At 70.8% G+C, this 22,481-nt stretch carries 22 protein-coding genes; 13 read left to right on the top strand and 9 right to left on the bottom strand.

The annotated features are described in order from the left end of the window. Window positions 1-20 precede the first annotated feature (20 nt). Both M3C17_RS11370 and M3C17_RS11365 read right to left on the bottom strand, forming a co-directional pair. Window positions 21-1,205 carry a zinc-dependent alcohol dehydrogenase gene (locus M3C17_RS11370; RefSeq protein WP_259977856.1) on the bottom strand — a complete coding sequence of 395 codons (1,185 nt, stop codon included), beginning with the start codon at window positions 1,203-1,205 and terminating at the stop codon, window positions 21-23. 103 nt (window positions 1,206-1,308) lie between these two features. Further along, window positions 1,309-2,637 (bottom strand): cytochrome P450, encoded by a 1,329-nt coding sequence (locus M3C17_RS11365; protein ID WP_259977854.1) that lies wholly within the window; start codon window positions 2,635-2,637, stop codon window positions 1,309-1,311. A 143-nt stretch (window positions 2,638-2,780) separates the two neighbouring features. Between M3C17_RS11365 and M3C17_RS11360 the strand changes: the two genes are divergently transcribed. Further along, window positions 2,781-3,218: an SRPBCC family protein gene (locus M3C17_RS11360; protein WP_259977850.1), complete on the top strand. Its 438-nt coding sequence runs from the start codon at window positions 2,781-2,783 to the stop codon at window positions 3,216-3,218. A gap of 129 nt (window positions 3,219-3,347) precedes the next feature. On the opposite strand, the gene M3C17_RS11355 is transcribed toward M3C17_RS11360, so the two are convergent. Further along, window positions 3,348-4,208: a shikimate 5-dehydrogenase gene (locus tag M3C17_RS11355; RefSeq protein WP_259977849.1), complete on the bottom strand. Its 861-nt coding sequence runs from the start codon at window positions 4,206-4,208 to the stop codon at window positions 3,348-3,350. Window positions 4,209-4,762: 554 nt separating this feature from the next. Between M3C17_RS11355 and M3C17_RS11350 the strand changes: the two genes are divergently transcribed. After that, window positions 4,763-4,969, top strand: a complete 207-nt coding sequence (locus M3C17_RS11350) for a cold-shock protein (RefSeq protein ID WP_017203899.1) — start codon at window positions 4,763-4,765, stop codon at window positions 4,967-4,969. Window positions 4,970-5,062: 93 nt separating this feature from the next. On the opposite strand, the gene M3C17_RS11345 is transcribed toward M3C17_RS11350, so the two are convergent. Continuing rightward, window positions 5,063-5,728 (bottom strand): HAD hydrolase-like protein, encoded by a 666-nt coding sequence (locus M3C17_RS11345; RefSeq protein WP_259977843.1) that lies wholly within the window; start codon window positions 5,726-5,728, stop codon window positions 5,063-5,065. Window positions 5,729-5,884: 156 nt separating this feature from the next. On the opposite strand from M3C17_RS11345, the gene M3C17_RS11340 reads away from it, so the two are divergent. Next, on the top strand, window positions 5,885-6,274 hold the full coding sequence (locus M3C17_RS11340) for a response regulator (protein ID WP_259977842.1): 390 nt from the start codon (window positions 5,885-5,887) through the stop codon (window positions 6,272-6,274). 21 nt (window positions 6,275-6,295) lie between these two features. Here M3C17_RS11340 and nucS read toward each other — a convergent pair whose 3' ends face one another. Together nucS and M3C17_RS11330 are read right to left on the bottom strand one after the other, a co-directional pair. After that, a complete protein-coding gene (nucS, locus tag M3C17_RS11335) occupies window positions 6,296-6,991 on the bottom strand; it encodes an endonuclease NucS (RefSeq protein WP_259977841.1) in 696 nt (231 codons plus the stop codon). A 40-nt stretch (window positions 6,992-7,031) separates the two neighbouring features. After that, a complete protein-coding gene (locus M3C17_RS11330) occupies window positions 7,032-8,117 on the bottom strand; it encodes a GAP family protein (RefSeq protein WP_259977840.1) in 1,086 nt (361 codons plus the stop codon). Between the two features lie 116 nt (window positions 8,118-8,233). On the opposite strand from M3C17_RS11330, the gene M3C17_RS11325 reads away from it, so the two are divergent. Both M3C17_RS11325 and M3C17_RS11320 read left to right on the top strand, forming a co-directional pair. After that, entirely contained in the window at window positions 8,234-9,436 is a 1,203-nt protein-coding gene (locus M3C17_RS11325; protein ID WP_259977839.1) for a sensor histidine kinase, read from the top strand. Further along, entirely contained in the window at window positions 9,433-10,089 is a 657-nt protein-coding gene (locus tag M3C17_RS11320; protein ID WP_259977838.1) for a response regulator transcription factor, read from the top strand. Before M3C17_RS11325 ends, M3C17_RS11320 begins: the two co-directional genes overlap by 4 nt. A gap of 21 nt (window positions 10,090-10,110) precedes the next feature. On the opposite strand, the gene M3C17_RS11315 is transcribed toward M3C17_RS11320, so the two are convergent. Beyond that, window positions 10,111-11,367 carry an MFS transporter gene (locus tag M3C17_RS11315; protein ID WP_259977837.1) on the bottom strand — a complete coding sequence of 419 codons (1,257 nt, stop codon included), beginning with the start codon at window positions 11,365-11,367 and terminating at the stop codon, window positions 10,111-10,113. A gap of 60 nt (window positions 11,368-11,427) precedes the next feature. Here M3C17_RS11315 and M3C17_RS11310 point away from each other — a divergent pair, with 60 nt between their 5' ends. Further along, entirely contained in the window at window positions 11,428-12,489 is a 1,062-nt protein-coding gene (locus tag M3C17_RS11310; RefSeq protein ID WP_259977836.1) for a LacI family DNA-binding transcriptional regulator, read from the top strand. A gap of 14 nt (window positions 12,490-12,503) precedes the next feature. On the opposite strand, the gene M3C17_RS11305 is transcribed toward M3C17_RS11310, so the two are convergent. Next, the gene (locus M3C17_RS11305) at window positions 12,504-14,021 is read right to left on the bottom strand and encodes a hypothetical protein (RefSeq protein WP_259977835.1); all 1,518 of its coding nucleotides are present in this window, start codon (window positions 14,019-14,021) and stop codon (window positions 12,504-12,506) included. Window positions 14,022-14,139: 118 nt separating this feature from the next. Here M3C17_RS11305 and M3C17_RS11300 point away from each other — a divergent pair, with 118 nt between their 5' ends. The 7 genes from M3C17_RS11300 to M3C17_RS11270 all read left to right on the top strand — a co-directional run bounded on the left by M3C17_RS11300 (window position 14,140) and on the right by M3C17_RS11270 (window position 21,623). Beyond that, entirely contained in the window at window positions 14,140-17,112 is a 2,973-nt protein-coding gene (locus M3C17_RS11300) for a Na+/H+ antiporter subunit A (protein WP_259977833.1), read from the top strand. Beyond that, window positions 17,112-17,699 carry a Na(+)/H(+) antiporter subunit C gene (locus tag M3C17_RS11295; RefSeq protein WP_259977832.1) on the top strand — a complete coding sequence of 196 codons (588 nt, stop codon included), beginning with the start codon at window positions 17,112-17,114 and terminating at the stop codon, window positions 17,697-17,699. Before M3C17_RS11300 ends, M3C17_RS11295 begins: the two co-directional genes overlap by 1 nt. Then, the gene (locus M3C17_RS11290; RefSeq protein WP_259977830.1) at window positions 17,696-19,249 is read left to right on the top strand and encodes a Na+/H+ antiporter subunit D; all 1,554 of its coding nucleotides are present in this window, start codon (window positions 17,696-17,698) and stop codon (window positions 19,247-19,249) included. The genes M3C17_RS11295 and M3C17_RS11290 overlap by 4 nt, the downstream gene beginning before the upstream one ends. Further along, window positions 19,246-19,839: a Na+/H+ antiporter subunit E gene (locus tag M3C17_RS11285; protein ID WP_259977829.1), complete on the top strand. Its 594-nt coding sequence runs from the start codon at window positions 19,246-19,248 to the stop codon at window positions 19,837-19,839. The genes M3C17_RS11290 and M3C17_RS11285 overlap by 4 nt, the downstream gene beginning before the upstream one ends. Beyond that, window positions 19,836-20,105, top strand: a complete 270-nt coding sequence (locus M3C17_RS11280) for a monovalent cation/H+ antiporter complex subunit F (protein ID WP_259977828.1) — start codon at window positions 19,836-19,838, stop codon at window positions 20,103-20,105. Before M3C17_RS11285 ends, M3C17_RS11280 begins: the two co-directional genes overlap by 4 nt. Continuing rightward, on the top strand, window positions 20,102-20,491 hold the full coding sequence (gene mnhG, locus M3C17_RS11275; RefSeq protein ID WP_259977827.1) for a monovalent cation/H(+) antiporter subunit G: 390 nt from the start codon (window positions 20,102-20,104) through the stop codon (window positions 20,489-20,491). Before M3C17_RS11280 ends, mnhG begins: the two co-directional genes overlap by 4 nt. A gap of 652 nt (window positions 20,492-21,143) precedes the next feature. Further along, window positions 21,144-21,623, top strand: a complete 480-nt coding sequence (locus tag M3C17_RS11270) for an endonuclease domain-containing protein (RefSeq protein WP_259977826.1) — start codon at window positions 21,144-21,146, stop codon at window positions 21,621-21,623. 68 nt (window positions 21,624-21,691) lie between these two features. Here M3C17_RS11270 and M3C17_RS11265 read toward each other — a convergent pair whose 3' ends face one another. Beyond that, window positions 21,692-22,453 carry an alpha/beta fold hydrolase gene (locus M3C17_RS11265; RefSeq protein ID WP_259977824.1) on the bottom strand — a complete coding sequence of 254 codons (762 nt, stop codon included), beginning with the start codon at window positions 22,451-22,453 and terminating at the stop codon, window positions 21,692-21,694. Window positions 22,454-22,481 lie beyond the last annotated feature (28 nt).

Raw genomic sequence — 22,481 nt, 5'->3', positions numbered from 1 at the left:
GGGACCGGGCCGCCCACGCGTCACGCGGCCGACGGGTGCAGGACGACCTTGATGCAGCCGTCCTCCTTCTGCTGGAACGTGCGGTAGAGGTCGGGGGCGTCGTCGAGCGGCGCGTGGTGGGTGGTGAGGTCCATCACCCCGAGCGGATCAGCAGGATCCTCGACGAGGGGCAGCAGGTCGTCGATCCAGTTCTTCACGTTGCACTGGCCCATGCGCAGCGTCACCTGCTTGTCGAACAGGGTCTTCATCGGCATGATGTCGGCGTCGCCCGCATACACGCCGCTCAGCGATACGGTCCCGCCGCGACGGACGGCGTCGATCGAGGCATAGAGCGCGGCGAGGCGGTCGACCCCGGCCTTGTCGAGCAGCTGTCGCGCGGCGGGGTCGGGCAGAAGTCCCACCGCCTTCTGCATGAACTCGATGCCGCTGTTGCCGTGTGCCTCCAGGCCCACCGCATCCACGACGGCGTCGGCGCCGCGGCCCTCGGTGGCGTCGCGCAGCTCGGCGACCGTCGTGTCCGTGAGGTCGAGCGTCTCGATGCCGTGTCGCTCAGCCATCGCCCGGCGCTCGGGCACCGGCTCGACCGCGATCACGCGGTGGCCGCGGTGGCGGGCGATGCGCGAGACGAACTGACCCACCGGACCGAGCCCCATCACGGCGAGGGTGCCGCCCTCGGGCAGCTGCGCATACTCCACGCCCTGCCAGGCGGTCGGCAGGATGTCGCTGAGGAACAGGTACCGCTCATCCGGGAGGTCGGGCGCGACGCGGATGTGGTTGTAGTCCGCGAGCGGCACGCGCAGGTACTCGGCCTGCCCGCCGGGGACTTGCCCGTAGAGCTTGGTGTAGCCGAACAGGGAGGCGCCGCTGCCGTACTCCCGCACCTGGGTGGTCTCGCACTGAGACTGCAGCCCGCGCAGGCAGAAGAAGCACTCGCCGCAGGAGATGTTGAACGGGATCACGACGCGGTCGCCCGGCGCGAGACGGGTGACGTTCGCGCCGACCTCGACGACCACGCCCATCGGCTCGTGCCCGAGGATGTCGCCGCGGTCGAGGAACGGGCCCAGCAGTTCGTACAGGTGCAGGTCGGAGCCGCAGATCGCCGAGGAGGTCACGCGGATGATCGCGTCCTCGGGCTGCTGGATGAGCGGGTCTGGCACCTCCTCCACGGTCACGGTGCGCTTGCCCTGCCAGGTGAGTGCCTTCATGGTGTCCTCCGTGGTGTCGTCGATCGTGTCGCCTTCCACGCTCGGCGAGCGAATCGGCCGCGACCACCGGGTTGACAGCGAAGGCCCCTCATGCGACCGCGGCTCAGTGGAACGGGCAGCCGCGCCGGGTGCCCTTCGCCCGCACCGCGCCACCGGAGGCGGGCTTGGTGGGAAGCCGGCGCCGGTTCACCTCCAGCCCGCGCCCCTGCACCTCGAGGTCGGGGTCGCTGAGCACGGCGACCGCCGCGGAGAGGCCGACGATGACGATCTTCTCGCCAGGGCAGCGGTGGCCGGTGGCGACGTCTCCCCCGCCCTGCGGGATGAACGTCACGATGGATTCGTAGTCCTCGACGTCGACGAAGCGGTCGGGGGCGAAGCGCTCCGGATGGGCCCAGGACCGCTCGTCGGTGTCGGTGCCGAGGATGTCGAGGACGACCCTCCCGCCCTCGGGGACGTGCACGCCGTCGATATCGACCGCCGTGCGCGTGCGGCCGGGCAGCATGGGCACGAACAGCCCGGTGCGGCGCACCTCCTGCGCGAACGCGGTGGCGAGCGGTCCGCCCACGAGGGCGCCGCGCTCGGCGGTCTCCGCCGCGATGCGCTCGCGCCACTCCGGGTGGTCGTGCAGCTCCTTCGCGGCGAACGCCACGAACCGCGCGGCGGCGATCATCGGGCGGATGCTGTTCTGCAGCTCCACGCCGGCGACCCGCGCGGGAAGCAGCTCGCCGTGCTCGTCGCGATGGAACGCCCACGCGGCCAGCGCCGTTCCCTCCGGCGCCTGGAGCGATCCGCCGCGGACCGCTTCGATCAGGCGTCGTGCGTGCCGATCGGACCACAGCCGGTTGGCGGTCGCCACGAGGTACTCCGGCGAGTACGGCACCCCGAAGCCGTCCACGATCTGGGCGAGTCGGGCCGACCAGCGCGTCTGCGCCGCCGCGGTCCCTGGCAGCCCCGCCCACCGCATCATCGCGCGACCGAACGCGCCCACCGCAGCGTCGTACGCACTGCGGGTGCCGCCGCGCCGCCACTCCTCGCGCTCCGCTTCCCATTCCCGCTCCAGCAGCGGGACCACGCGCTCGACCTGTGCGTCCGCGTAGGCCACCTCGACGAACGTGGCCTTGCGATGCCGGTGCGCCGCGCCGTCGAGAGCGTGCACGGAGCCGTGGCCGAACAGCGGCTCGCGCACGAGCCCGGGCATCGCGCCCGCCCGGGCGATCCGGCTCTCGTCGTAGAACAGCTCGACCCCCTCCGCGCCGCGGACGAAGGCGGCTTCGTGTCCGAGCAGGCGCAAGGGTGCGGAACGGGCGCCGGAGCGCGCACGGCGCCAGATCCGCTCGCCGAAGTCGTAGCCTCGCGTCAGCAGCAGGGGCGAGTCCTCGTGCAGGACCGCGTCGAGGCCGTGGGAGATCCGGGTGGTCAGTCGCTGAAGCATGCCACGACCCTGTCATCGGTCGTCCGGCGGCTCCAGGGGGGAGCGTCACGCGGAGGATTGTGCTAATCGGCGCTGCGCCCGGGTTGTCAAGCACCTGTCCTCACGAATCGCCGTCTCGCAGGATGGCCGCGAACGGAGGAATCATGGCGACCAACACCCGCGACCTGGCCTGCACGACCGAGGATGTGTTCCGCGTGCTCGCGAACGGCTGGCTCTATCCCACCTGGGTCGTCGGCGCCTCGCGCATGCGCGACGTCGATGCGTCCTGGCCCGCTCCGGGAGCGCAGCTGCACCACTCCGTCGGTGTGTGGCCTGCCTTGCTGGATGACACCACTGAGCTCGTGGAGTGGCACCCGCCGCACAGCGCCGTGCTGCGAGCGCGGGGCTGGCCGGTCGGCGAGGCGCGGGTGACGCTGCGCGCGCGGACCATCCACACGGGGTGCCAGGTGCGCATCGATGAGGAGCCGGTGAAGGGTCCGGCCACGCTGCTCCCCCGCTTCCTGACCACGCCGATGCTGCGCTGGCGCAACGCCGAGACGCTGCATCGGCTCGGCTACCTCGCGGAGGGCAGGGCGCACTGATCCGCGGCTGTGCCCCTTTGCGCAGAGCGGCATCACCTCACGACGCGGAGCGGCATCGCCTCACGACGCGGCGCGGCATCGCCTCCTGACGCAGAGCGGCATCGCCTCACAACGCAGAGCGGCATCGCCTCACAACGCAGAGCGGCATCGCCTCGTGACGCAGAGCGTATATGCCCCTTCGCGCATATACGCCTCGGCGGCCCGGACCTGGGCGTCCGTCGGGCGAACACCGGTGTAGAGGACGAACTGCTCGAGCGCCTGGAGCGTGGCGACCTCCGCCCCGGTGATCACGGACCTGCCGGTCGCACGCGCTGCCCGGATCAGCGGGGTCTCGGCGGGCAGGGCGACCACATCGAACACGAGGGTCGCGGCGGCGATCGCCTTCTCCGGGAAGGAGAGTGCGTCCGCGTCCGGTCCCCCCGCCATCCCCAGCGGAGTGACGTTTACGAGCACGTCCGCGCCGGCGTCGCCGAGCTCTGCCTGCCAGGCGAAATCGGACAGCGCGGCGAGGGCGCGACCGCGCTCCTCGTTGCGCGCCACGATCGTGACGTCGCGGAAGCCCGCGTCCCGGAACGCCGCGGCGGTCGCCTTGGCCATCCCGCCGGAGCCCCGGAGCAGCACGGAGGACGAGGGGTCGATCCGATGCTGCGCGATCAGCTGGGCGATGGCCGCGTAGTCCGTGTTGTAGGCCGTGAGCACGCCGTCGTCGTTCACGATCGTGTTCACCGAGTCGATCGCGAGCGCCGTCGCGTCCATGCGGTCGACGAGCGCGATCACGTCCTCCTTATAGGGCATCGAGATCGCGCACCCGCGGATGCCCAGCCCGCGCACGCCGGCGATCGCCTGTCCGAGATCGGCGGGGGCGAACGCCTTGTAGATCCAGTTCAGGCCGAGCGCCTCGTAGAGGTGGTTGTGGAAGCGGGTTCCGTTGTTGCTCGGCCGCGCGGACAGCGAGATGCACAGCGTCATGTCCTTGTTGAGCATGGTCACCGCATCAGGCTACTCGCGCATCCCGTCCCCGACCTTCGACGATCGCGCCGCGCCGACGGTCCGTGGCGTGAGCGCACATCCTCCCCTAGGGTGAAGGTGCATGCACAAGGGGATTGATCGTCTCCGTCTCTCCCCAGGAGACGCGCGGCCCACCCCAGGGGCAGGACGATCCGTGCATGCGATTGGGCCCTCTCGAGTAGTTCAGTCCCCAATGGGCTACTCGAGGGGGCCGCTATCGTCCATCCTCCCACCGATTTTCCGATTTGTCCCCCAAAAGGGGGACACGGGAGCGAAAAAGGAGCTAGGCTGTACCTGACGCACCCTCCGGTCGTCTTCGGCCCTCATCGCTCCCCCCGCGGTGAGGGCCACACCATTTCTCCGGTCCTCTCCTCGCCGTTCTCCGCGTGATCGCGCCGCCCGACGGCCGGATGCCGCTCGTGCAACATTTGGATTACCTTCTGGTCGCGGCTATTCCGCTGGGGGTCCCCTCCACTAGCGTTAGCGATGTCGGTGCACCCCTGCGTCGGCTTCTTACCCAGCAGAACAGGCAGTACATGAGCACCCAGGGCACGGTCAAGTGGTTCAACTCGGAGAAGGGCTTCGGCTTCATCTCCCCCGACGACGGAGGCGCTGACGTCTTCGCGCACTACTCCGCCATCCAGTCATCCGGCTACCGGTCTCTCGAAGAGAACCAGCGAGTCGAGTTCGATGTGGCGCAGGGCCCCAAGGGCCTGCAGGCAGAGAACATCCGCCCCGTCTGAGACGGTGGCACACACGGGACTCCCCGTCTGAAGATCGCACTCGAGCGGACTTTCGACGGGGAGTTCGGTGGTTATGGCGTGCCCTGAGCGGGTTCAGGTGAGCAGCAGAGCGCGGAGCTCCGCGACCGTCGCGACGCGGAACGCCGCCGCGTCGCCCTCGTGCGGGTCGCTGAAGCCCCACTCGACGAAGACCACCGGCACGTCGTTGGCGTCCCCGCCTTCCACATCGTGATGGCGGTCGCCCACGAGCACGGGCCGTGACGTGTCTGCGCCCAGCGCGCGCAGTCGGCGCAGGGCCTCGGCGACGATATCTGTCTTCGACGCGAGCGTCGACTCATCGGGAGTCGCGCCGACCGTGGTGAGGAAAGCCGGGCGCAGGCCGAAGTGGTCGACGAGGGCGTCGACCTGGTTCTCCGGCTTGGAGCTGGCGGTCGCCTGAGGAACCCCGGCGGCGTGCAGCTCGTGGATGAGCTCGGTCACGCCGGGGTACGTCTGCACGTCGGTGGTGTAGCCGTCGGCCTTGCCGAGCGTGCGATAGAACGCCACGGCCTCGGCGGACTGCTCCGGCGTCATCCCCGCCTGGTCCTGGAAGGACTGGAACATGGGCGGCCCGATCCAGTGCACCAGCTGGTCGCGGGTGGGGGCCGGGTGCCCGAAGTGCGTCAGGGCGACGGTGAGTCGGCGAAGGATCCCGACCGATGCGTCGATGATCGTGCCGTCGACATCCCAGAGGACGCACGAGTAGGGGGAGGGGGCCATAGGTCCAGCCTATGGGCCCTCGTGCGTCGCTCCGGCCGTCCTGCACATGTGTGCAGTGGCACAGGTACTCCACGTCTTGCGGATTCGCCGCGCCACCTGCGAAATGCTGCGTCCTAGGGTCGTGACAGCGGCGGGAGCGCGGGTGAGAATGGGGGCATGTTCGTGTCGATGGAAGTGATCACGATCCTGGGGACGACGGTGACGATCCTGGTCGCGTTGGTGAGCGGATTCGGATGGCTCGTGACGCGCATGGATGCGCGGTTCGCCGCCATGGCAGACCGGATGGACACTCGGTTCGCCGGTGTCGACGCTCGGTTCACCGCGACGGACGACCGGATGAACGCTCGTTTCCTGGGATCGGATGCGCAGTTCGCCGCCGTCCACGAGCTGATGGAAGTGCGCTTCGCCCAGGCGGAGGAGCGTGCGGATGCGCGGTTCGCGGGGATCGATGCGCGGCTTGCGGGTGTCGAGCACGAGTTGACCGAGGTCAAGATCGCGGTGGCCCGCCTCGAAGGACCTCCGCGGCGCCTGATCTCCGTGCGGTGACGGAAACGGCGGGGAGCCGCGTCAGAACAGGCGGGGGATGCCGGACTCGATCCCCTTCATGTCGTCGTAATCGAGCACGAGGCAGCGGATGCCTCGATCCTCGGCGAGCACGCGGGCCTGCGGCTTGATCTCCTGTGCCGCGAACACGCCCTGCACGGGGGAGAGGTGGGGGTCGCGGCCGAGCAGCTCCAGGTAGCGGGTGAGCTGCTCCACACCGTCGATGTCCCCGCGGCGCTTCACCTCCACCGCGATCGCCGTCCCCGCCGCATCGCGCACGAGGAGGTCCACCGGCCCGATCGCCGTGGGGTACTCGCGACGCACGAGGGTCGCACCGTCGGCGATGCGGTCGACCTGCTCGGCGAGGAGGCGCTGCAGGTCGGCCTCGACGCCGTCCTTCTGCAGCCCGGGATCGAGGCCGAGCTCGTGGCTGGAGTCGTGAACGATCTCGTAGATCTGCACCCGCAGCGCATCGCCGGTCTTCTTGTGCGTGACGCGCCACACCTCGACGACACCGGCGCTCGCCTCCTCCTCTCCGGGCTCCTCGTGGGCGAGGGAGCACGGCGGGCTCATCCAGTTCAGCGGCTTGTAGCTGCCGCCGTCGGAGTGCACGAGCAGGCTGCCGTCGCCCTTGTGGACGAGCAGCCTGGTCGCGAGTGGGAGATGGGCGTTGAGCCGGCCGGTGTAGTCGACCGAGCAGCGGGCGATGACGAGACGCACTCGACGAGCCTACTTCGTCGTGAGCGTCCGGAGCGCCGGGTCAGAGGATGGAGCCGATCGCCTCGAACAGCCCGAGCTCGGTGGCGGCCGACCGGGCGATCAGGAACCCGAGGATGCCGATGATCCAGGCCGTGTTCTCGGCGCCGGTGCGCTCCATCCAGGCGGCGAAGCGCTCGAGAGGCCGTTGCACCAGCCCCCTCGCCACCAGTCGCAGCGCGAGGAGCACGAGGGCCGGGGCGATCATCAGGGCGCAGTATCCCGCGAGGGAGAGCACTCGCAGCGAGGGGTCGACGCCGGCCTCGGCGAGCATGGTCATCGCCACGATGTACGGCAGCATGGTCGCCACCTCCACGAGCCCGGCGGCCACCGCGACCGCCATCACCGCGACACCTCGCATGCGCGGGTCCAGCAGGCGCTCCCGCCACCGCAGCAGGCGGCCGGGGCGCGGTGCCACGGGGGCCGCGCCGGCGACCGCGGCAGGGAGGGGCGGCGGCGATGCGGCCGCGCGCGGGCCGCCCGCAACAGCGGTAGGCGGCGCGACATCCGCAGCCGCGTCGGGTGCGTCGAGGCGGGCCCACACCGACACGGCATCGGCGGACGCCGGGTCCGCGTCGGCATGCGCGGCCCCGGGGGAGGCGGCTCGAGAAGGGGCGGAGCCGGAGCGCGGTGCGGAGAGCGGGGTCCCGGGGAAGGGGGCCGGAGAGGGCGAGGCGTCAGTGCGCGGTGCAGGGAGGACAGGCGCGAGGGAGGGGGACGCGGAAGGGGAGGCGTCGGAGCGCGGTGCGGGGATCGCCGCCGCGGCATCCGCGGGGGGCTTCGTCGGCATCACGAGAGCGGTGATCAGCAGCGCGGCGCCCACCACCAGGCGGATGATCATCCCGGCGGGGGAGCTCAGGAAATCCGCGGCGACATCGACGAGGTTCACCAGCCCCCACAGGAAGAGGAGTCCGACGAGGAGGTAGAAGGCCGCGATCGTGCCCAGGTAGAGGAGGATGCGACCGACGCGCACGCGGCCAGGATGCAGGAGCAGGAAGACGGGTATCAGCAGGGTGCCGACGCTTAGTCCGTCGATCAGGGCCAGCACGGCGAGGGAGAGGGGCAGCGGCAGCCCGCCGAAGAGTTCCATGCCTCCAGCGTCGTGCTGTGCGCGGCGGCGCGGATCGGGCGAAAGTACCGTTCGCGGGTGTCGCCTCATCCCTTCGTCGGATGCGAAGGAGGAGGCCGCCGTGGTTGCATGAGGTCATGCACGATCGGGGCGACGGAGGGCTCGGCTCCTGGTATCAGCGCCACCGCTGGTGGCTGGACCCTGTCGGCATGGCACTGCTCGCGGTGGTCATGGCAGCCCTGGGGTTCCGCGGAGTCTGGAGCTCGTTCTCCCTTCTGCCGGAGACGGTCTCCCCGTGGTGGGCGCTGGCGCTGGCGCTCCCGGCGTGTGCACTCGCCCTGGTCAAGCGGCGGTGGCCGTACACGGTGCTCGTGCTGGTCGCGGCGCTCTTCATGGCCGACCTGCTCACGACGGGCGGCATCGGCACGCTGGTCGTGCTGCTCGATGTGCTCTGGACGGCGGCCTTCCTTGCCGGCCCGCGCGGGCGCCGGGTGCTCCTGGCGCTGCTCGCGACGGCGACGGTCCTGCTCTTCGCGGCGGCGCTGGTCGTCAGCGACGGGTCCCTGGCGGTGGCGGTGCTCGTCGGCGTGCAGTTCGGCGCGGTCTTCGGCACGGACTACTGGTGGGCGGTCGCCGTGTCGCAGGCCCACGAGCTCGCCGAGCTGCATCGGCAACGTGCGGAGGAGGCGGCGGCTGCGGCCGAGCGCGACCGCATCGAGGCCGTGCGGCGCGAACGAGAGACGATGGCGGGGGAGCTGCACGACGTGGTCGCGGGGCACGTGATGGCGATGGCGATCCGTGCGGAGGCGGCGCTGTCGACCGATCCCGCGCGTTCGGACGACCGGGCGGCGCTGCGTGCCGTGCGCGACGCAGGACTGGATGCGCATGCGGCCCTGCGCTCGCTGATCACGGTGCTGCGCCGAGGGGACGGTGCCCTCGCCTCCGCGCCGGGATGGGCCGACCTGGAGGGCATCGTGCGGGAGGCGCGCCGTTCCGGGCTCGACGTGCGCGTGGACGGCCCGCCGGAGGGTATGCGCGACATCGGCGCAGGCGGCGAGCAGGCGGTGGTGCGGGTGGTGCGCGAGGCGCTCGGCAACTGCGTGCGCCATGCGAGCGGCGCGGCGGTCGACGTGGTCGTGCGACGCGGCGATGACGAGGCGCTGGTGAGCGTGCGGTCGCGCGGGGGGACGGCTGCCGCCGCCGCCGCGCACGACGGTGAGGGCTGGGGGCTGCAACTGCTCCGGGAGCGGGTCACGGCCTTGGGCGGCGTGTTCGGTGCGGGGCCGACCGGCGACGGCTGGGTCGTGGAGGCGCGGCTGCCGATGCAGGTGCGGGCATGAGCGGGCCGACGGTGCTCCTGGCCGACGACCACGGCGCGATCAGAGCCGGGCTGCGCCTGATGCTGGAGACCCACGACATCGCGGTGGTCGGCGAGGCGGCGGACGGCGAGGTCGCGGTGCGGAATGCTGCCGCCCTGCGCCCGGACGTCGTGCTGATGGACCTGCGCATGCCGGCCCGAGACGGGGTGTCGGCGACCAGGGAGATCGTGGAACGCGGGCTCGCGGACGTCCTGGTGCTCACCAGCTTCGACGAGGACGAGCTCGTGCTGGCCGCACTGCGTGCCGGAGCTGTCGGCTTCCTGCTGAAGACGGTCGACGCGCCGACGCTCGCGCAGGCCGTCCGGGAGGTGGCCGCCGGCGGGGGAGCGCTCGACCCGCGGGTCACGCGTCGGGCGCTCGCCGCGGTGGCGGGTACGGCGGCAGCCGCCATCACCGCGCCCGCTGGTCGGACAGAGCTTCCGCTGTCCGACCTCACTGCGCGTGAACGCGAGGTGCTGGACGGCATCCTGCAGGGATGGTCCAACGCCCAGCTCGCGGCGCGCCTGCGCATCTCGGTGCCCACCGTGAAGACGCACGTGTCGAACGTGCTGACCAAGCTCGGCGCCCGGAGTCGTTCGCACGCGGCCGCCCTCGTGCGCGGGACGGACGACTGAGGCTCGGTCCTCCGCCCTGCGTCAGCCCTCCGCCCTGCGCGAGCCCTCCGCCGTGCGCGCGGCCGGGCTCTTCTCGTCGGCGCGCAGTGGTCGTGCCGCGCCCGAGAACAGCCCGGAGACGACGACGAGCGCGACCAGGATGAACAGCGTGTTGAGCAAGCCGATGTGCTCGCTGATGACGCCGAGCACGGGCGGGCCGCCGAGGAACGCGACGTAGCCGATGGTGGCTGCCGCGCTCACGCGGGCCGCGGCCTTCGCGGGGTCGTCGGCCGCGGCGGACATGCCGAGCGGGAAGCCGAGCGAGGCGCCGATGCCCCACAGCGCGGCGCCGACGAGGACGAGCGGCAGGCTCGGGGCGAGGATGAACAGCAGGATGCCCGACGCCGCGGTCGCGGCGAGGACCCGGAGCACGAGCACGCGGCCGAAGCGATCGACCAGCGGACCGCCGAACAGGCGCACGACGGTCATCCCCACCGAGAACACGGCGAGGGCGACCGCTCCCGAACCCTCCGCGAATCCGTGTCCCTGCTCGGTGCCGAGCGCGATCCAGTCGTTGGCGCCGCCCTCGGCGAAGGACATGCCGAGCATCACCGTGCCCAGAAGATACGTGCGCGGTTCGCGCCATGCTTCGAGCGCGATGTGCATGCGCTCGCGGAACGGCGGCTTCTCGTGATCCTCGGGGTCGAGCGCGGCTTCGCGCACGGGCACCTGGAAGAAGCACACGACGGCGATGACCGCGATCACGATGCCCATCGAGACGGCGTGCGTGCCCACGTCGATGGCGAGGTGGGCAGCCAGCGCGCCGATGCCCGCCCCCAGGACGGTGCCGAAGCTGAAGAAGGCGTGGAACACCGGCAGGATCGTCCGCCCCATCTGCTGCTCGATCGCGGTCGCCTCGACGTTCATCATGACGTCGACGCAGCCGTTGCCGAAGCCGAACAGGACCATGCCGATCAGGACGAGCGGCACGGATCCGAAGACCGTGGCGCCGAGACCGACCAGCGCGATGCCGGTCGCGAACGTCAGCATCGCGAGGAGCATGCCGCGCCGCGCGCCGGTGCGGGCCATGACGGCCGGGCTCGTGGAGATGCCGAGGATGGACGCCACGCCCATGCCGAGCAGGATGAGTCCGACCTGGGCGTTGTCGAGGCCGAGCGCCTCCTTGATGCCGGGCACGCGGGACGCCCACGTCGCGATCGAGAGGCCGCTGGCCAGGAAGATGGCGAAGATCGCGGCGCGCCAACGCACGAACTGCGAGCGGGTGAGGGCGGTGTCCATGGGCGACAGCCTATCGAATCGATTCGACCCTGGGCGACCGAAGCGGGCTATCCTCGGAGTATGACCAGCAGGGACACGGCGCGCCGACCCACGATCGCGGACGTCGCGCGCGAGGCGGGCGTGGCGACGTCGACCGCCTCCGTCGTCTTCAGCGGCAAGGCCAAGGTCGCCCCCGCAACCAGGGACAGGGTGCTCGCCGCGGCGACCGACCTCGGCTACACCGGCCCCGACCCGCGCGCCGCCTCGCTGCGCCGCGGTCGCAGCGGCATCGTGGCCGTGGTGCTGGAGGGGCACCTGCGCGCGGCGTTCCTCGACCCCGTCACGACCGCGATGATGGACGGCCTCACCGACGGGCTGGCCGAGCTGAGCGCGGGGATCCTGCTGATGCGCGACGAGCCGGGGGAGGACGGCTCGGCCATCGCCAGCGCCCCGGTCGACGCGGTCGTGCTGATCGGCTGCTCCGGCCGCACCCGCGCCTCGCTCGAGATCGTCCTCGGCCGCGGGCTGCCCGTGGTCGTGATCGAGGGGGACGCCGGCCTCGACGTTCCCCGCATCACCCTGGACAACGTCGCGGCCTCGGCCGATGTGGCCCGGCACGTGCGCGACCTGGGGCATCGCGACGTGGCGCTGGTCACGCTGGCCCTCGATGCCGACCGCGAGCGCACCCTCATCACCCCCGAGCGCGTGGCCCACGCCACCGTCGACGTCACGGTCGACCGGCTCGCGGGCATGCGGGAGGTGTTCCCCGACGCCCCGGCGATCTCGGCCTCCGGCAGCCTGATCGACGAGGGCATCCTGGTGGGACGCATGCTCCTCGCCGACCCGGCGTCGCGGCCGACCGCGGTGCTCGCGCAGAGCGACCTGCTGGCGGTCGGCGTGATCCGCGCGGCGGAGGAGCTCGGGCTCCGGGTGCCGGAGGACCTCTCCGTCGCCGGGTTCGACGGCATCGCCGTGGACGGCCTGGGCGATCTCACCCTGACGACGAGCGTGCAGCCGGCCGTGGAGAAGGGCAGAGCGGCGGGGGAGCAGGTCGCGCGGATGCTCCGTGGAGAGCCGGGGATCACGCAGGACCTGTCCTGCCGCTTCCGCGCAGGGACGACGACGGCGCCACCCTCGCGCTGAGGTCATCGCGTGGTTCAGGAGTGGGCGGGGCCGATGCGCAGCGGCGAGCCGCGGAAGTCGAGGATGCGGTAGCGGCCGCACTCGGCGATCGCCTCCGGTACGGCGCCGGCGGGAAGAACCCACGGAACGGTCTGCGCGTCCTCGACCAGGAACGAGACCTCGCCGACGTCGAAGTCGGTGCGGTCGACGAGCCAGGCGTAGCCGTTCAGGGCATGGTCGAGCTGCACGAGTCGCGCCGGATCCTGCAGGTGCAGCTTCGGCAGCCGCACGGTCCAGAACTGCCCGCCCCCGGTGCGACCCGAGGCGTCGACCCAGTCGGTCACGCACCTCAGGTCACGGTCGGGTGCGGCGGCCGCAGCGGCGAGACGCGGCGCGCCCAGGGCGCCGAGGGCCAGCAGGACGACCGCGACGACCGCGAGGGCCGGGCGGACGAGACGGGCGGGGACGCGCAGGGCGACCGGATGCGCCACCAGGGCCAGGAGCGGAGCGAAGACGAGCGGCTGCAGGTAACGGGCGGCGTTCGTGCCGAGGGCGACGGCTCCGACCAGCACGAGCAGCGGCATCACCCACGCGACGGCGGCCACGAGGCGCGCTCCTTCCGTCGGCGCCCGCCGGCTGAGCACGACCGCCGCCGCCAGGAGACCGAGGACCAGCGCGGTGGCGAGGACTCCGCCCGGGGTCGACAGGCGCGCCGCGGCGAGGCCTGTGTATCCGGCGAGCGACTCCGCCCAGCGCCCGGGCTGCACGTACCCGGCGCCCGTGTTGGCGATCCATGCCGCGAACGGAATGCGACCGACGAACCCCAGGATCGTGCCGCCCGAGAGAACCGCGAGGAGCGCGAGCCCCTGCTGCCGACGACGGCCATCGCGCCGGAACGCCGCGCGAGCCGCGAGCACCACCGTCACCACCCCCAGGGGCACCGTGCCCCACGCGGCATACAGCGGGTTGGAGAGCGTCGACACCGCCCCCGTCACCGCGATGCCCCCGAGCAGCCAGCGCCCGCGGCGACCGCGGTCGACGAACCGCCGCGCCAGCCCCACCGTGAGCAGCACGCCCAGCACGGTCGCGGAGTAGTACGTGGTGGTGAGCAGCAGCGATGCGAGCTCGAGGGCGTCCCGCGAGGCCGAGGACTCGGTGGACACCAGAGCCGTGAACGCGCCGAGGGCGACGAGCGACCAGGCCACCGGCGCAGATCCGGGCGTGCGGTGCCCCGCGACCACACGCAGCACCCCGTAGAGCAGCAGCACGTTGAGGATCGCCGCGACCGCGAGCCGCGCGTTCACGTCGAGCGGGAGAACTGCGGACAGGGCGGTGAACAGCGCGGACTCCGGCAGGAACAGCACGCTGGACAGGGCCCAGTCCGGGCTCGCGCCCTCCAGGATCGAGCGCGCGATCAGCCCCACGACCAGGGAATCGCCGTCGCGGAAGAGCAACGTCGCGCGGGCCGTCGGGGCGAGCTGCCCCGCCGCGATGAGGGCGAAGGCGAGGGCTCCCGCCCACCCGGCGAGCTCTCTCCCCCAGGGTCGCTGCATGCGCCCACTCTCGCACGGTGCCGGAACCCACGAACCTCGGGCCACTGTCATCCCGGTAAACTGGTCGGACACCGCCCGCCTGAGCCGCAAGGCCGACGAGCCCCGAGGAGCCGCGTATATGCTGATGCTCCTCGCCGTGTTCCTCCTCGGGTCGCTGCTGATGCCCGTTCTGGTGCGCTGGTTGGGAGCTCAGGCCTTCGCCGTCGCCGCACTGGTCCCCGCGGCCGCCTTCGTGCACGCGCTCATGCTCACCCCCCAGGTGCTGGACGGCCCCGTGCCCTTCGAGTCGGTGCCGTGGATCCCGCAGCTCGGCCTCGACCTGTCCATGAACATGGACGTGCTGGGCTGGGTCCTCACGCTCATCGTCACCGGCGTCGGCGCCCTGGTGCTGCTGTACTGCCGCTGGTACTTCCACGACGACGCCGCGGGCATCGGGCAGTTCGCCGGTGTGCTGCTCGCCTTCGCCGGCGCCATGTACGGCCTCGTCCTCACCGACGACCTCGTGATGCTCGTGATGTTCTGGGAGGCCACGAGCATCCTCTCCTACCTGCTCATCGGGCACTACCGCCGCCGTGCGGCCAGCCGTCGTGCCGCGTTGCAGGCCCTGCTCGTGACGACGCTCGGCGGCCTGGTGATGTTCGTCGGCGTCGTGCTGCTCGTCGTGGACGCCGGGACCTCCAGCATCCGCGAGATCCTGGAGATCGCACCGACCGGGCCCCTCGTGGACGCCGCGATCGTGATGCTCCTGGTCGGCGCCATCAGCAAGTCGGCGCTGTTCCCCTTCCACTTCTGGCTCCCCGGTGCGATGGCGGCGCCCACACCGGTCAGCGCCTACCTGCACGCGGCGGCCATGGTGAAGGCCGGCATCTACCTGATCGCGCGGTTCGCGCCGATCTTCGCGTTCAGCGCGCCCTGGCGCCCGATCGTCATCACGCTGGGCATCGTCACGATGCTGCTCGGCGGCATCCAGGCGCTGCGGGAGACCGATCTCAAGCGCGTGCTCGCGTTCGGCACGGTCAGCCAGCTCGGGTTCTTCTCGGTCGTCGTCGGCTACGGCACGCAGGCCGCGGCCCTCGCCGGCGTCGCCCTTGTGATCGGGCACGCTCTGTTCAAGTCGGCGCTGTTCCTCATCGTGGGCGTCATCGACCGCCAGCTCTCGACGCGTGACATCACCGAGCTGTCCGGCGTCGGCAGGCAGGCGCCCGTCATGGCCACCGCCGCCTTCATCTCCGTCGCGTCGATGGCCGGAGTCGCGCCCACGATCGGGTTCGTCGCGAAGGAGTCGACCCTCACCGCGCTCCTCGACGATGCGCAGGGCGGCTCTGTGTGGGGTCTGGTGGCGCTCATCGGGGTCGCCCTCGGATCCATGCTCACCGCGGCATACGGCGTGCGCTTCCTGTGGGGGGCGTTCTGGACCAAACGTGACCGCGACGGTCAGCGCCTGCCGGACACCGCCTGGCCCGACCCGCCCGTCGGCTTCCTGTCCGCGCCGATCATCCTCGCCGGAGTCACGCTCGCGGCAGGCATCGGCGCCCCGGCCCTCGACATCGCCCTGCAGCCCTACGCCCTCACGGCGACGCCGGGTCTCGACCACGAGGGCGCCGCCGTCGAAGGCCCTGGACACCTCGCGCTGTGGCACGGCTTCGAGCCCGCCCTGGGCATCTCCCTCCTCACGATCCTGATGGGCGTCGGCCTCTTCCTGCTGACCAGACGCACCGGCTGGGACCGCCGAGCGCGCCTGCTGCCCTTCACGGCCGCCGACGCCTACTACCTGGTGATGCGCGGCATCGACCGGCTCTCCGTGCTGAGCACGACACTCACGCAGCGCGGCTCCCTCCCCGTCTACGTCGGCACGATCTTCGTGGTGTTCGTCGCAGCGGAGGTCACCGCGCTGATCGCGAGTGACATCGACCGCTACCAGCTCTCGCTGTGGCACACACCGGCGCAGCTCGCGGTCGCCCCGATCATGGCGATCGCTGGGGTCGTGGCCGTGCGCGCCCGGAAGCGCTATACGGGGGTCGTGCTGGCCTCGGTCACCGGTCTCGGAATGGTCGTGCTCTTCGCCACCAGCGGCGCGCCCGACCTCGCGCTCACGCAGATCCTGGTCGAGACCGTGACCATGGTGACGTTCGCCCTGGTGCTGCGCCGCCTCCCGGCGCGCATGGGGGAGCACAACGCCTCCGTCAGCCGGATCCCCCGGGCGCTGCTCGGCATCGGCGTCGGTGTGACCATGGCCTTCGTCGCGGTCGTCGCCACGCAGTCCCGTGTGGCGGACCCGATCTCGGCGATCTTCCCCGAGATCGCCTATGAGATCGGGCATGGCAAGAACGTGGTGAACGTGGCCCTCGTCGACCTGCGCGGGTGGGACACGATGGGCGAGCTGTCGGTGCTCGTGCTGGCCGCCACCGGCGTCGCCTCCCTCGTGTTCGTGACGCATCGCGCCGACCTGCTCGCCGCCACCAAGAACCTGCCCCGATCCGTGCGCAGGGCGGCCAGGAGCCGTCCGCTCGTGGAGACCACGGACGGCGTGCGCTTCCAGACCTCCGAGAACCGCAGCGCGCCGCGGGCCTGGCTCGTCGGCGGGCAGAAGATGAAGCCGGAGAACAGGTCGATCCTGCTCGAGGTGATCGTGCGGATCCTGTTCCACACCATCATCGTCGTGTCGATCTTCCTGCTGTTCGCCGGGCACAACCTGCCGGGCGGCGGCTTCGCCGGCGGACTCGTCGCGGGCATGGCCCTCGTCATGCGGTACATCGCCGGCGGTCGCTGGGAGCTCGGCGCCGCGGCTCCGACCGACGCCGGACGGCTGCTCGGCGCGGGTCTGATCCTCGCGGTCGGCACCGCGGTCGTCCCGCTCTTCTTCGGCATGGCACCGCTGACCAGCACCTTCTGGGAATGGGAGATCCCCGGCATCGGACACATGGAGTTCGTCACCTCGACCATCTTCGACATCGGCGTGTACCTCGTGGTGATCGGGCTCGTGCTCGACGTGCTGCGCAGTCTCGGCGCCGAAGTCGACCGGCAGGCGACCCTGCGTCCGGGGGAGAGCAGGGCCATCGACTTCTCCTCGCGCACCGGGGGGAACGGCTGATGGACGTCTCGCTCGCCCTCATCGCGATCATGGCCGTGCTCTTCGCCTGCGGCGTCTACGCGATGCTGGAGCGCAGCCTGACCCGCGTGCTCATCGGCTTCCTGCTGCTCGGCAACGCCACGAACCTGCTCCTGCTCATCGTGATGGGCGTGCCGGGGAACGCGCCGTTCTTCGGCACGGACGGAGACCTGAGCGACCCGCTGCCGCAGGCGCTCACCCTGACCGCCATCGTCATCACCTTCGCGGTCTCCGCGTTCCTGCTCGCGCTCATCTACCGCTCCTGGCAGCTCGGTCAGGCCGACACGGTCGAGGACGACGAGGCCGACATCGCACTGCGCGAGCGCACCGACGCCGACGAAGACCTCATGGACGACGAGTCCGAGACCGACGACGACGAGGCGACGACCGACTTCGTGGGCGTGCAGACCGCACCGATCACCGTGCTGCACAGGCGCGACAACCCGGCGATCCATGATGACGCGCCGTTCGACTCCCCCGCAGGACCCCGCCCGGTGCCCGAACCCGACCCCGCCGACACCGCAGACGCAGACGCCGACGACACGACAGACGGGGAGGGCAGGCCATGACCACGCTCGTCCCCCTCCTGGTCGCCCTGCCGCTGCTGGGCGCCGCGATCACCCTGGTGTTCGGACGCAGCGCGCGGCTGCAGGTGTTCGTCACGGTCGCCACGCTCGCCGTCGTGTCGGTCATCGCCGCGGTGCTGCTCGTCGTCGTCGACGCGGGCTCTCCGCTCGCGGTCTCGGTGGGCGGCTGGCCCGTGCCATTCGGGATCGTCCTCTACGTCGACCGCCTCGCCGCCCTGCTGGTGCTCGTCTCCAGCATCGTGCTGCTCGCCGTGCTGCTCTTCTCGATCGGCCAGGGCGTCGCGGACGGCGCGGACGAGACGCCGATCTCCATCTTCAACCCCTCGTACCTGATCCTCGCCGCCGGCATCTTCAACGCCTTCATCGCGGGCGACCTGTTCAACCTCTACGTCGGTTTCGAGATCCTGCTCGTCGCCTCCTACGTGCTCATCACCCTGGGCAGCACCGAGTCGCGCATCCGCACCGGCGCGGTCTACATCGTCGTGTCCCTGGTGTCGTCGATCCTGTTCCTCGCCTCGATCGCGATGATCTACGGCGCACTCGGCACGGTGAACATGGCCCAGATCGCCGAGCGCATGTCGGAGCTGCCGCAGGACACGCAGCTCGTGCTGCACCTCATGCTCGTGGTCGCGTTCGGCATCAAGGCCGCCATCTTCCCCGTGTCGTTCTGGCTGCCCGACTCGTACCCGACGGCGCCGGCGCCGGTCACTGCCGTGTTCGCGGGACTGCTGACCAAGGTCGGCGTCTACGCGCTGATCCGCACCGAGACGCAGCTGTTCGCCTCCAACAGCATCGACACCCTGCTGCTGATCATCGCGCTCGCGACAATGATCGTCGGCGTGCTCGGCGCGGTCGCGCAGGCCGAGCTCAAACGGATCCTCTCGTTCACGCTCGTCAGCCACGTGGGCTACATGATCTTCGGTCTGGCCATCGCCACGCCCGCCGCGATCGGCGCCACCGTGTACTACATCGTCCACCACATCGTCGTGCAGACCACGCTCTTCCTCGCGGTGGGACTCATCGAGCGCCGCGCGGGGAGCACCTCGATCCTGCGGGTGAAGGGGCTGCTGAAGATCGCGCCGGTCATCGCGGTGCTCTACTTCATCCCGGCCATCAACCTCGGCGGCCTCCCGCCGTTCTCGGGCTTCATCGGCAAGTTCGCCCTCTTCGAAGCGGCGGCATCCGTGGGAACGCCGCTCATGATCGTGCTGATCTTCGGCGGCATCATCACGTCGCTGCTGACCCTGTACGCCCTGATGCGCGCCTGGAACCTCGCGTTCTGGCGCGAGGAGGAGGACTCGACCGAGACCGAGGGCCGCATCTCGTACCTCACCGGAGCCCCCGCCGCCGACGAGCAGCAGGAGCGACGGCACATCCCGAAGATCATGACCGTCGCCACCGCGGGCATGGTCACCGTCACCGTGGCCCTGACGATCTTCGCCGGACCGCTGTACGCTCTGTGCGACCGCATCGGGGCGGGCTTGCTGCAGCCGGTCAACCTGGTGCAGCTGGAAGACGAGGTGGAGGGATGAGACCCGAGACCAAGCGGATCTGGCGCGACATCGGTATGCAGCTGCCGTTCCTCGCGTGGCTGATCGTGCTGTGGATGCTGCTGTGGGCCCAGTTCACGGTGCTCTCCTTCCTGACCGGGCTGGTGGTCGCGATCTTCGTGACCCGCGTGTTCCGGCTGCCCACCGTCGAGCTCTCCGGCCGCGTGAACCTCTGGTACGCCGCGCTGTTCGTGGCGCAGTTCCTGTTCGCCGTGCTCCGCGGCGCCGTCTCCGTCACCGCGCAGGTCTTCGACTTCCGCCGACAGCCGGGCACCGCGATCATCGCCGTGCCGCTGCGCTACGCGGACGACCTGGTGATGACGCACGTCGCCGTGGTGTCGTCGCTGATCCCCGGCTCACTCGTGGTCGAGGCCGACCGCGACCGCGGCATCCTCTACCTGCACGTGATCGGCGTGCGCAGCAGGGAGGACGTGGAGAAGCAGCGGCAGGGCGTGCTCGGGTGGGAGAAGCGGATCGTCAGGGCGCTCGGCAACCCCGCGCAGTACCGCCGACTGAAGGCCGACGAGCGCGCCGGCCGTGTCGACCCCGCCACGATCGGGGGCGCCCGATGAACGTGCTGCTGCTGGTGATCATCGCGGTATTCGGCCTCGCGGCCATCCTCGCCGTGATCCGTATCGTGCGGGGGCCGTCGATCCTCGACCGCGCCGTCGCCGCGGACGTGCTGCTGACCGAGGTCATGTGCGTGCTCGGAGCGGAGATGGCCATCAACGGACACACCCGCAACATCCCCGTGCTGCTCATCATCGCCGCGGTCGGCGTGTTCGGATCGATCGCGGTCGCCCGGTTCGTCGCGAGAAGGGACAACACGACACCATGAACGTGTTCGGCCTGATGATCCCCGACGCCGTGATCGACATCGCGGTGCTGATCCTAATCCTGCTCGGCGCGGTGCTGTGCCTCTCGGCCGCCGTCGGGCTGCTGCACTTCCGCGACGTGCCGACCCGCCTGCACGCGGCCACCAAGCCGCAGGTGCTCGGGCTGCTGCTGATCTGCGTCGCCATCGCGCTGTCGCAGCGGTCCGTCGGCGGCGTGCTCTTCGGGCTCGTGCTGGTGGCTCCGGTGGTGCTGATGCAGTTCGCCACGGCCCCGCTGTCGGCGCACATGGTCGGGCGGCAGGCCTACCGCAACGGCACGATCGAGCAGCGCGGCCTCGTGGTGGACGAGCTCGCCGAGTCGAAGCAGACCCCTCCCGCGGCGGGCTGAGTCCCCGCCCCGCCCCTCCGCCGCCCTGCTGGTTCACAACTCAGGAGGTTTGCCGTGTCAGCTGTCTGAACATGCCCTTGCACCAGGCGCGTGGCCGAAATCTCCTGAGTTGTGAACGGTACGCGTCTCGCGATCTTGTCCTGCACGGGCGAGCGTTCCCGGGCAGCGAGTCCACATTCGGTCGGACTCCCGGTCCCGAACCTCTGCGCGCGACATCCTCCGGGGTGTGAAAACGGACTCTGCTCTCCGGCGTGCTGCTGAGGTGTTCGCACCCACGGTCTCCACCCGAGCGGACCTTCGCTCTGCCGGGGTGAAGGGGCGTGAGCTGACGGCTCTGGTGAGGACCGGGCGACTCCTGCGGCTGCGCCGTGACCGATACGCGCGGCCAGATGTGGACCCCTTGATCGCGGATGCCGTGCGGATCGGTGGCCGCGTGACATGCATCTCCCTGCTCCAGCTGCTCGGGGTGTTCGTGCTCACCGCCCAGGGTGTGCACGTCCAGGTCGCACCCCACCGCTCACGGTTGGGGGGCCGAGACGCTGGCGCGCATCGGGTGCATTGGGCTGAAGACGATGCGTCAAGTGCTCTCCACGTCACGTCTCTGGATGCGGCGATCCGTCATGCAATGCGGTGCCAGTCACCTCGCGCATCGGTGGCCACGGTCGACAGCCTCCTCCATCAGCGGATCATCACGATGGACCGCCTACGAACGATCTTCTCCGCGTTGCCGCAGCGGTTCGGCACGGTACTCGCGCTCGCCGATGCCTCAGCGGAATCCGGACCAGAGAGCTTCGTCCGCCTCATCCTCCGGTCACTGGGTGCGTCCTTCGAGACCCAGGTCCGCCTCTACGGGGTGGGCCGTGTCGACTTCGTCGTGGACGGATGGCTCATCGTCGAGTGCGACAGTCGGGCCTTTCACGAGGGATGGGCGAAGCAACAGCGGGATCGCGCGCGCGACCTGGCGGCTGCGCGCCTCGGATACGTCACGATTCGGCCCCTCGCCGCCGACATCCTCTCCGACCCCGCCGGGACGCGGGAGGCACTGCGAGAGGTTTTGGAAGTGCTGGGGCCGAAGCTCGGCCACGGTCGCGGTTCACAACTCAGGAGAAACAGTCGGCAATCCCTCCTCTGATCGCCGAATCGGCCGAACGCGCCGGAATCTCCTGAGTTGTGAACGCCTGACGTCCCACCCGCCGGGGTTCAGGTGCCGTCGGCGAAGGACTCGATCAGGCGCGCCGCGGGCTCGGAGTCGCTGATGAGCGTGCCGTGGCCGTGGTCGGGGATGACCTCGAGCCGCGCGCCGGGGATTGCGTCGAGGATGTCCTGGCACCAGCTCATGGGCGCGAGCGGGTCGTCCTCCCCGCGCAGCACGAGCACGGGGCACTCGATCCGCGCGAACGCCTTCTCCGGCTGATGCACGATGGTGGCGCGCATCTTGCGGATGAGGTTCGGGCCGCCGCGGAGGTACTCCCGCGCACCGCGCCAGATGACGAGCGGGCGCTCGCCGAGGAGGTCCTGCAGCAGGTAGCGGGCCTGGGCGCCCACGTTGCGCTCGGCCTTGTCGACGGTCGGACCGGCGAGCACGACCCCCGCCACCAGCGACGGATGGCGGGCGGCGAGCTCTGCGGCGATCTGGCTGCCCATCGAGTGGCCGATCACCACCACGGGGTCGGCGCCGACATGACGCAGGTATGCGGCGACGAGGTCGGCGTGACGCTGCATGGTGAGGGTGCGGGTGGGCTCGGGGGCCTCGCCGAAGCCGGGGAGGTCGAGCGCGATCACGCGGCCGCGCAGCCGCTGCGTGAGGTCAAGGTAGACGCTGCGGCCCATGCCGATGCCGTGCAGCAGCAGATAGGTGTGCGGTCCCTCCCCGAAGGACTCGGCGATCAGGGTCGCTCCGCCGTGCTCGAACTCCAGCAGCGTCGCGGGTGTTCCCTTCGGGGCGAGGTAACTGGTGGGCACCCGTCAACGCTAGCCGAGGAAGCTCGGG

It is taken from the genome of Microbacterium sp. p3-SID336 (assembly GCF_025143365.1).
Lineage (GTDB): Bacteria > Actinomycetota > Actinomycetes > Actinomycetales > Microbacteriaceae > Microbacterium.
The sequence above is the reverse complement of the archived record's forward strand: the minus strand, read 5'-3'. Positions and strand labels throughout refer to the sequence as shown.

What these genes read in the sequence shown, in the direction of transcription:
- M3C17_RS11370 (WP_259977856.1), bottom strand. Translation starts at nt 1,205, where the DNA reads ATGAAGGCACTCACCTGGCAGGGCAAGCGCACCGTGACCGTGGAGGAG.
- M3C17_RS11365 (WP_259977854.1), bottom strand. Translation starts at nt 2,637, where the DNA reads ATGCTTCAGCGACTGACCACCCGGATCTCCCACGGCCTCGACGCGGTC.
- M3C17_RS11360 (WP_259977850.1), top strand. Translation starts at nt 2,781, where the DNA reads ATGGCGACCAACACCCGCGACCTGGCCTGCACGACCGAGGATGTGTTC.
- M3C17_RS11350 (WP_017203899.1), top strand. Translation starts at nt 4,763, where the DNA reads ATGAGCACCCAGGGCACGGTCAAGTGGTTCAACTCGGAGAAGGGCTTC.
- M3C17_RS11345 (WP_259977843.1), bottom strand. Translation starts at nt 5,728, where the DNA reads ATGGCCCCCTCCCCCTACTCGTGCGTCCTCTGGGATGTCGACGGCACG.
- M3C17_RS11340 (WP_259977842.1), top strand. Translation starts at nt 5,885, where the DNA reads ATGTTCGTGTCGATGGAAGTGATCACGATCCTGGGGACGACGGTGACG.
- M3C17_RS11330 (WP_259977840.1), bottom strand. Translation starts at nt 8,117, where the DNA reads ATGGAACTCTTCGGCGGGCTGCCGCTGCCCCTCTCCCTCGCCGTGCTG.
- M3C17_RS11325 (WP_259977839.1), top strand. Translation starts at nt 8,234, where the DNA reads ATGCACGATCGGGGCGACGGAGGGCTCGGCTCCTGGTATCAGCGCCAC.
- M3C17_RS11320 (WP_259977838.1), top strand. Translation starts at nt 9,433, where the DNA reads ATGAGCGGGCCGACGGTGCTCCTGGCCGACGACCACGGCGCGATCAGA.
- M3C17_RS11315 (WP_259977837.1), bottom strand. Translation starts at nt 11,367, where the DNA reads ATGGACACCGCCCTCACCCGCTCGCAGTTCGTGCGTTGGCGCGCCGCG.
- M3C17_RS11310 (WP_259977836.1), top strand. Translation starts at nt 11,428, where the DNA reads ATGACCAGCAGGGACACGGCGCGCCGACCCACGATCGCGGACGTCGCG.
- M3C17_RS11305 (WP_259977835.1), bottom strand. Translation starts at nt 14,021, where the DNA reads ATGCAGCGACCCTGGGGGAGAGAGCTCGCCGGGTGGGCGGGAGCCCTC.
- M3C17_RS11300 (WP_259977833.1), top strand. Translation starts at nt 14,140, where the DNA reads ATGCTGATGCTCCTCGCCGTGTTCCTCCTCGGGTCGCTGCTGATGCCC.
- M3C17_RS11295 (WP_259977832.1), top strand. Translation starts at nt 17,112, where the DNA reads ATGGACGTCTCGCTCGCCCTCATCGCGATCATGGCCGTGCTCTTCGCC.
- M3C17_RS11290 (WP_259977830.1), top strand. Translation starts at nt 17,696, where the DNA reads ATGACCACGCTCGTCCCCCTCCTGGTCGCCCTGCCGCTGCTGGGCGCC.
- M3C17_RS11285 (WP_259977829.1), top strand. Translation starts at nt 19,246, where the DNA reads ATGAGACCCGAGACCAAGCGGATCTGGCGCGACATCGGTATGCAGCTG.
- M3C17_RS11280 (WP_259977828.1), top strand. Translation starts at nt 19,836, where the DNA reads ATGAACGTGCTGCTGCTGGTGATCATCGCGGTATTCGGCCTCGCGGCC.
- mnhG (WP_259977827.1), top strand. Translation starts at nt 20,102, where the DNA reads ATGAACGTGTTCGGCCTGATGATCCCCGACGCCGTGATCGACATCGCG.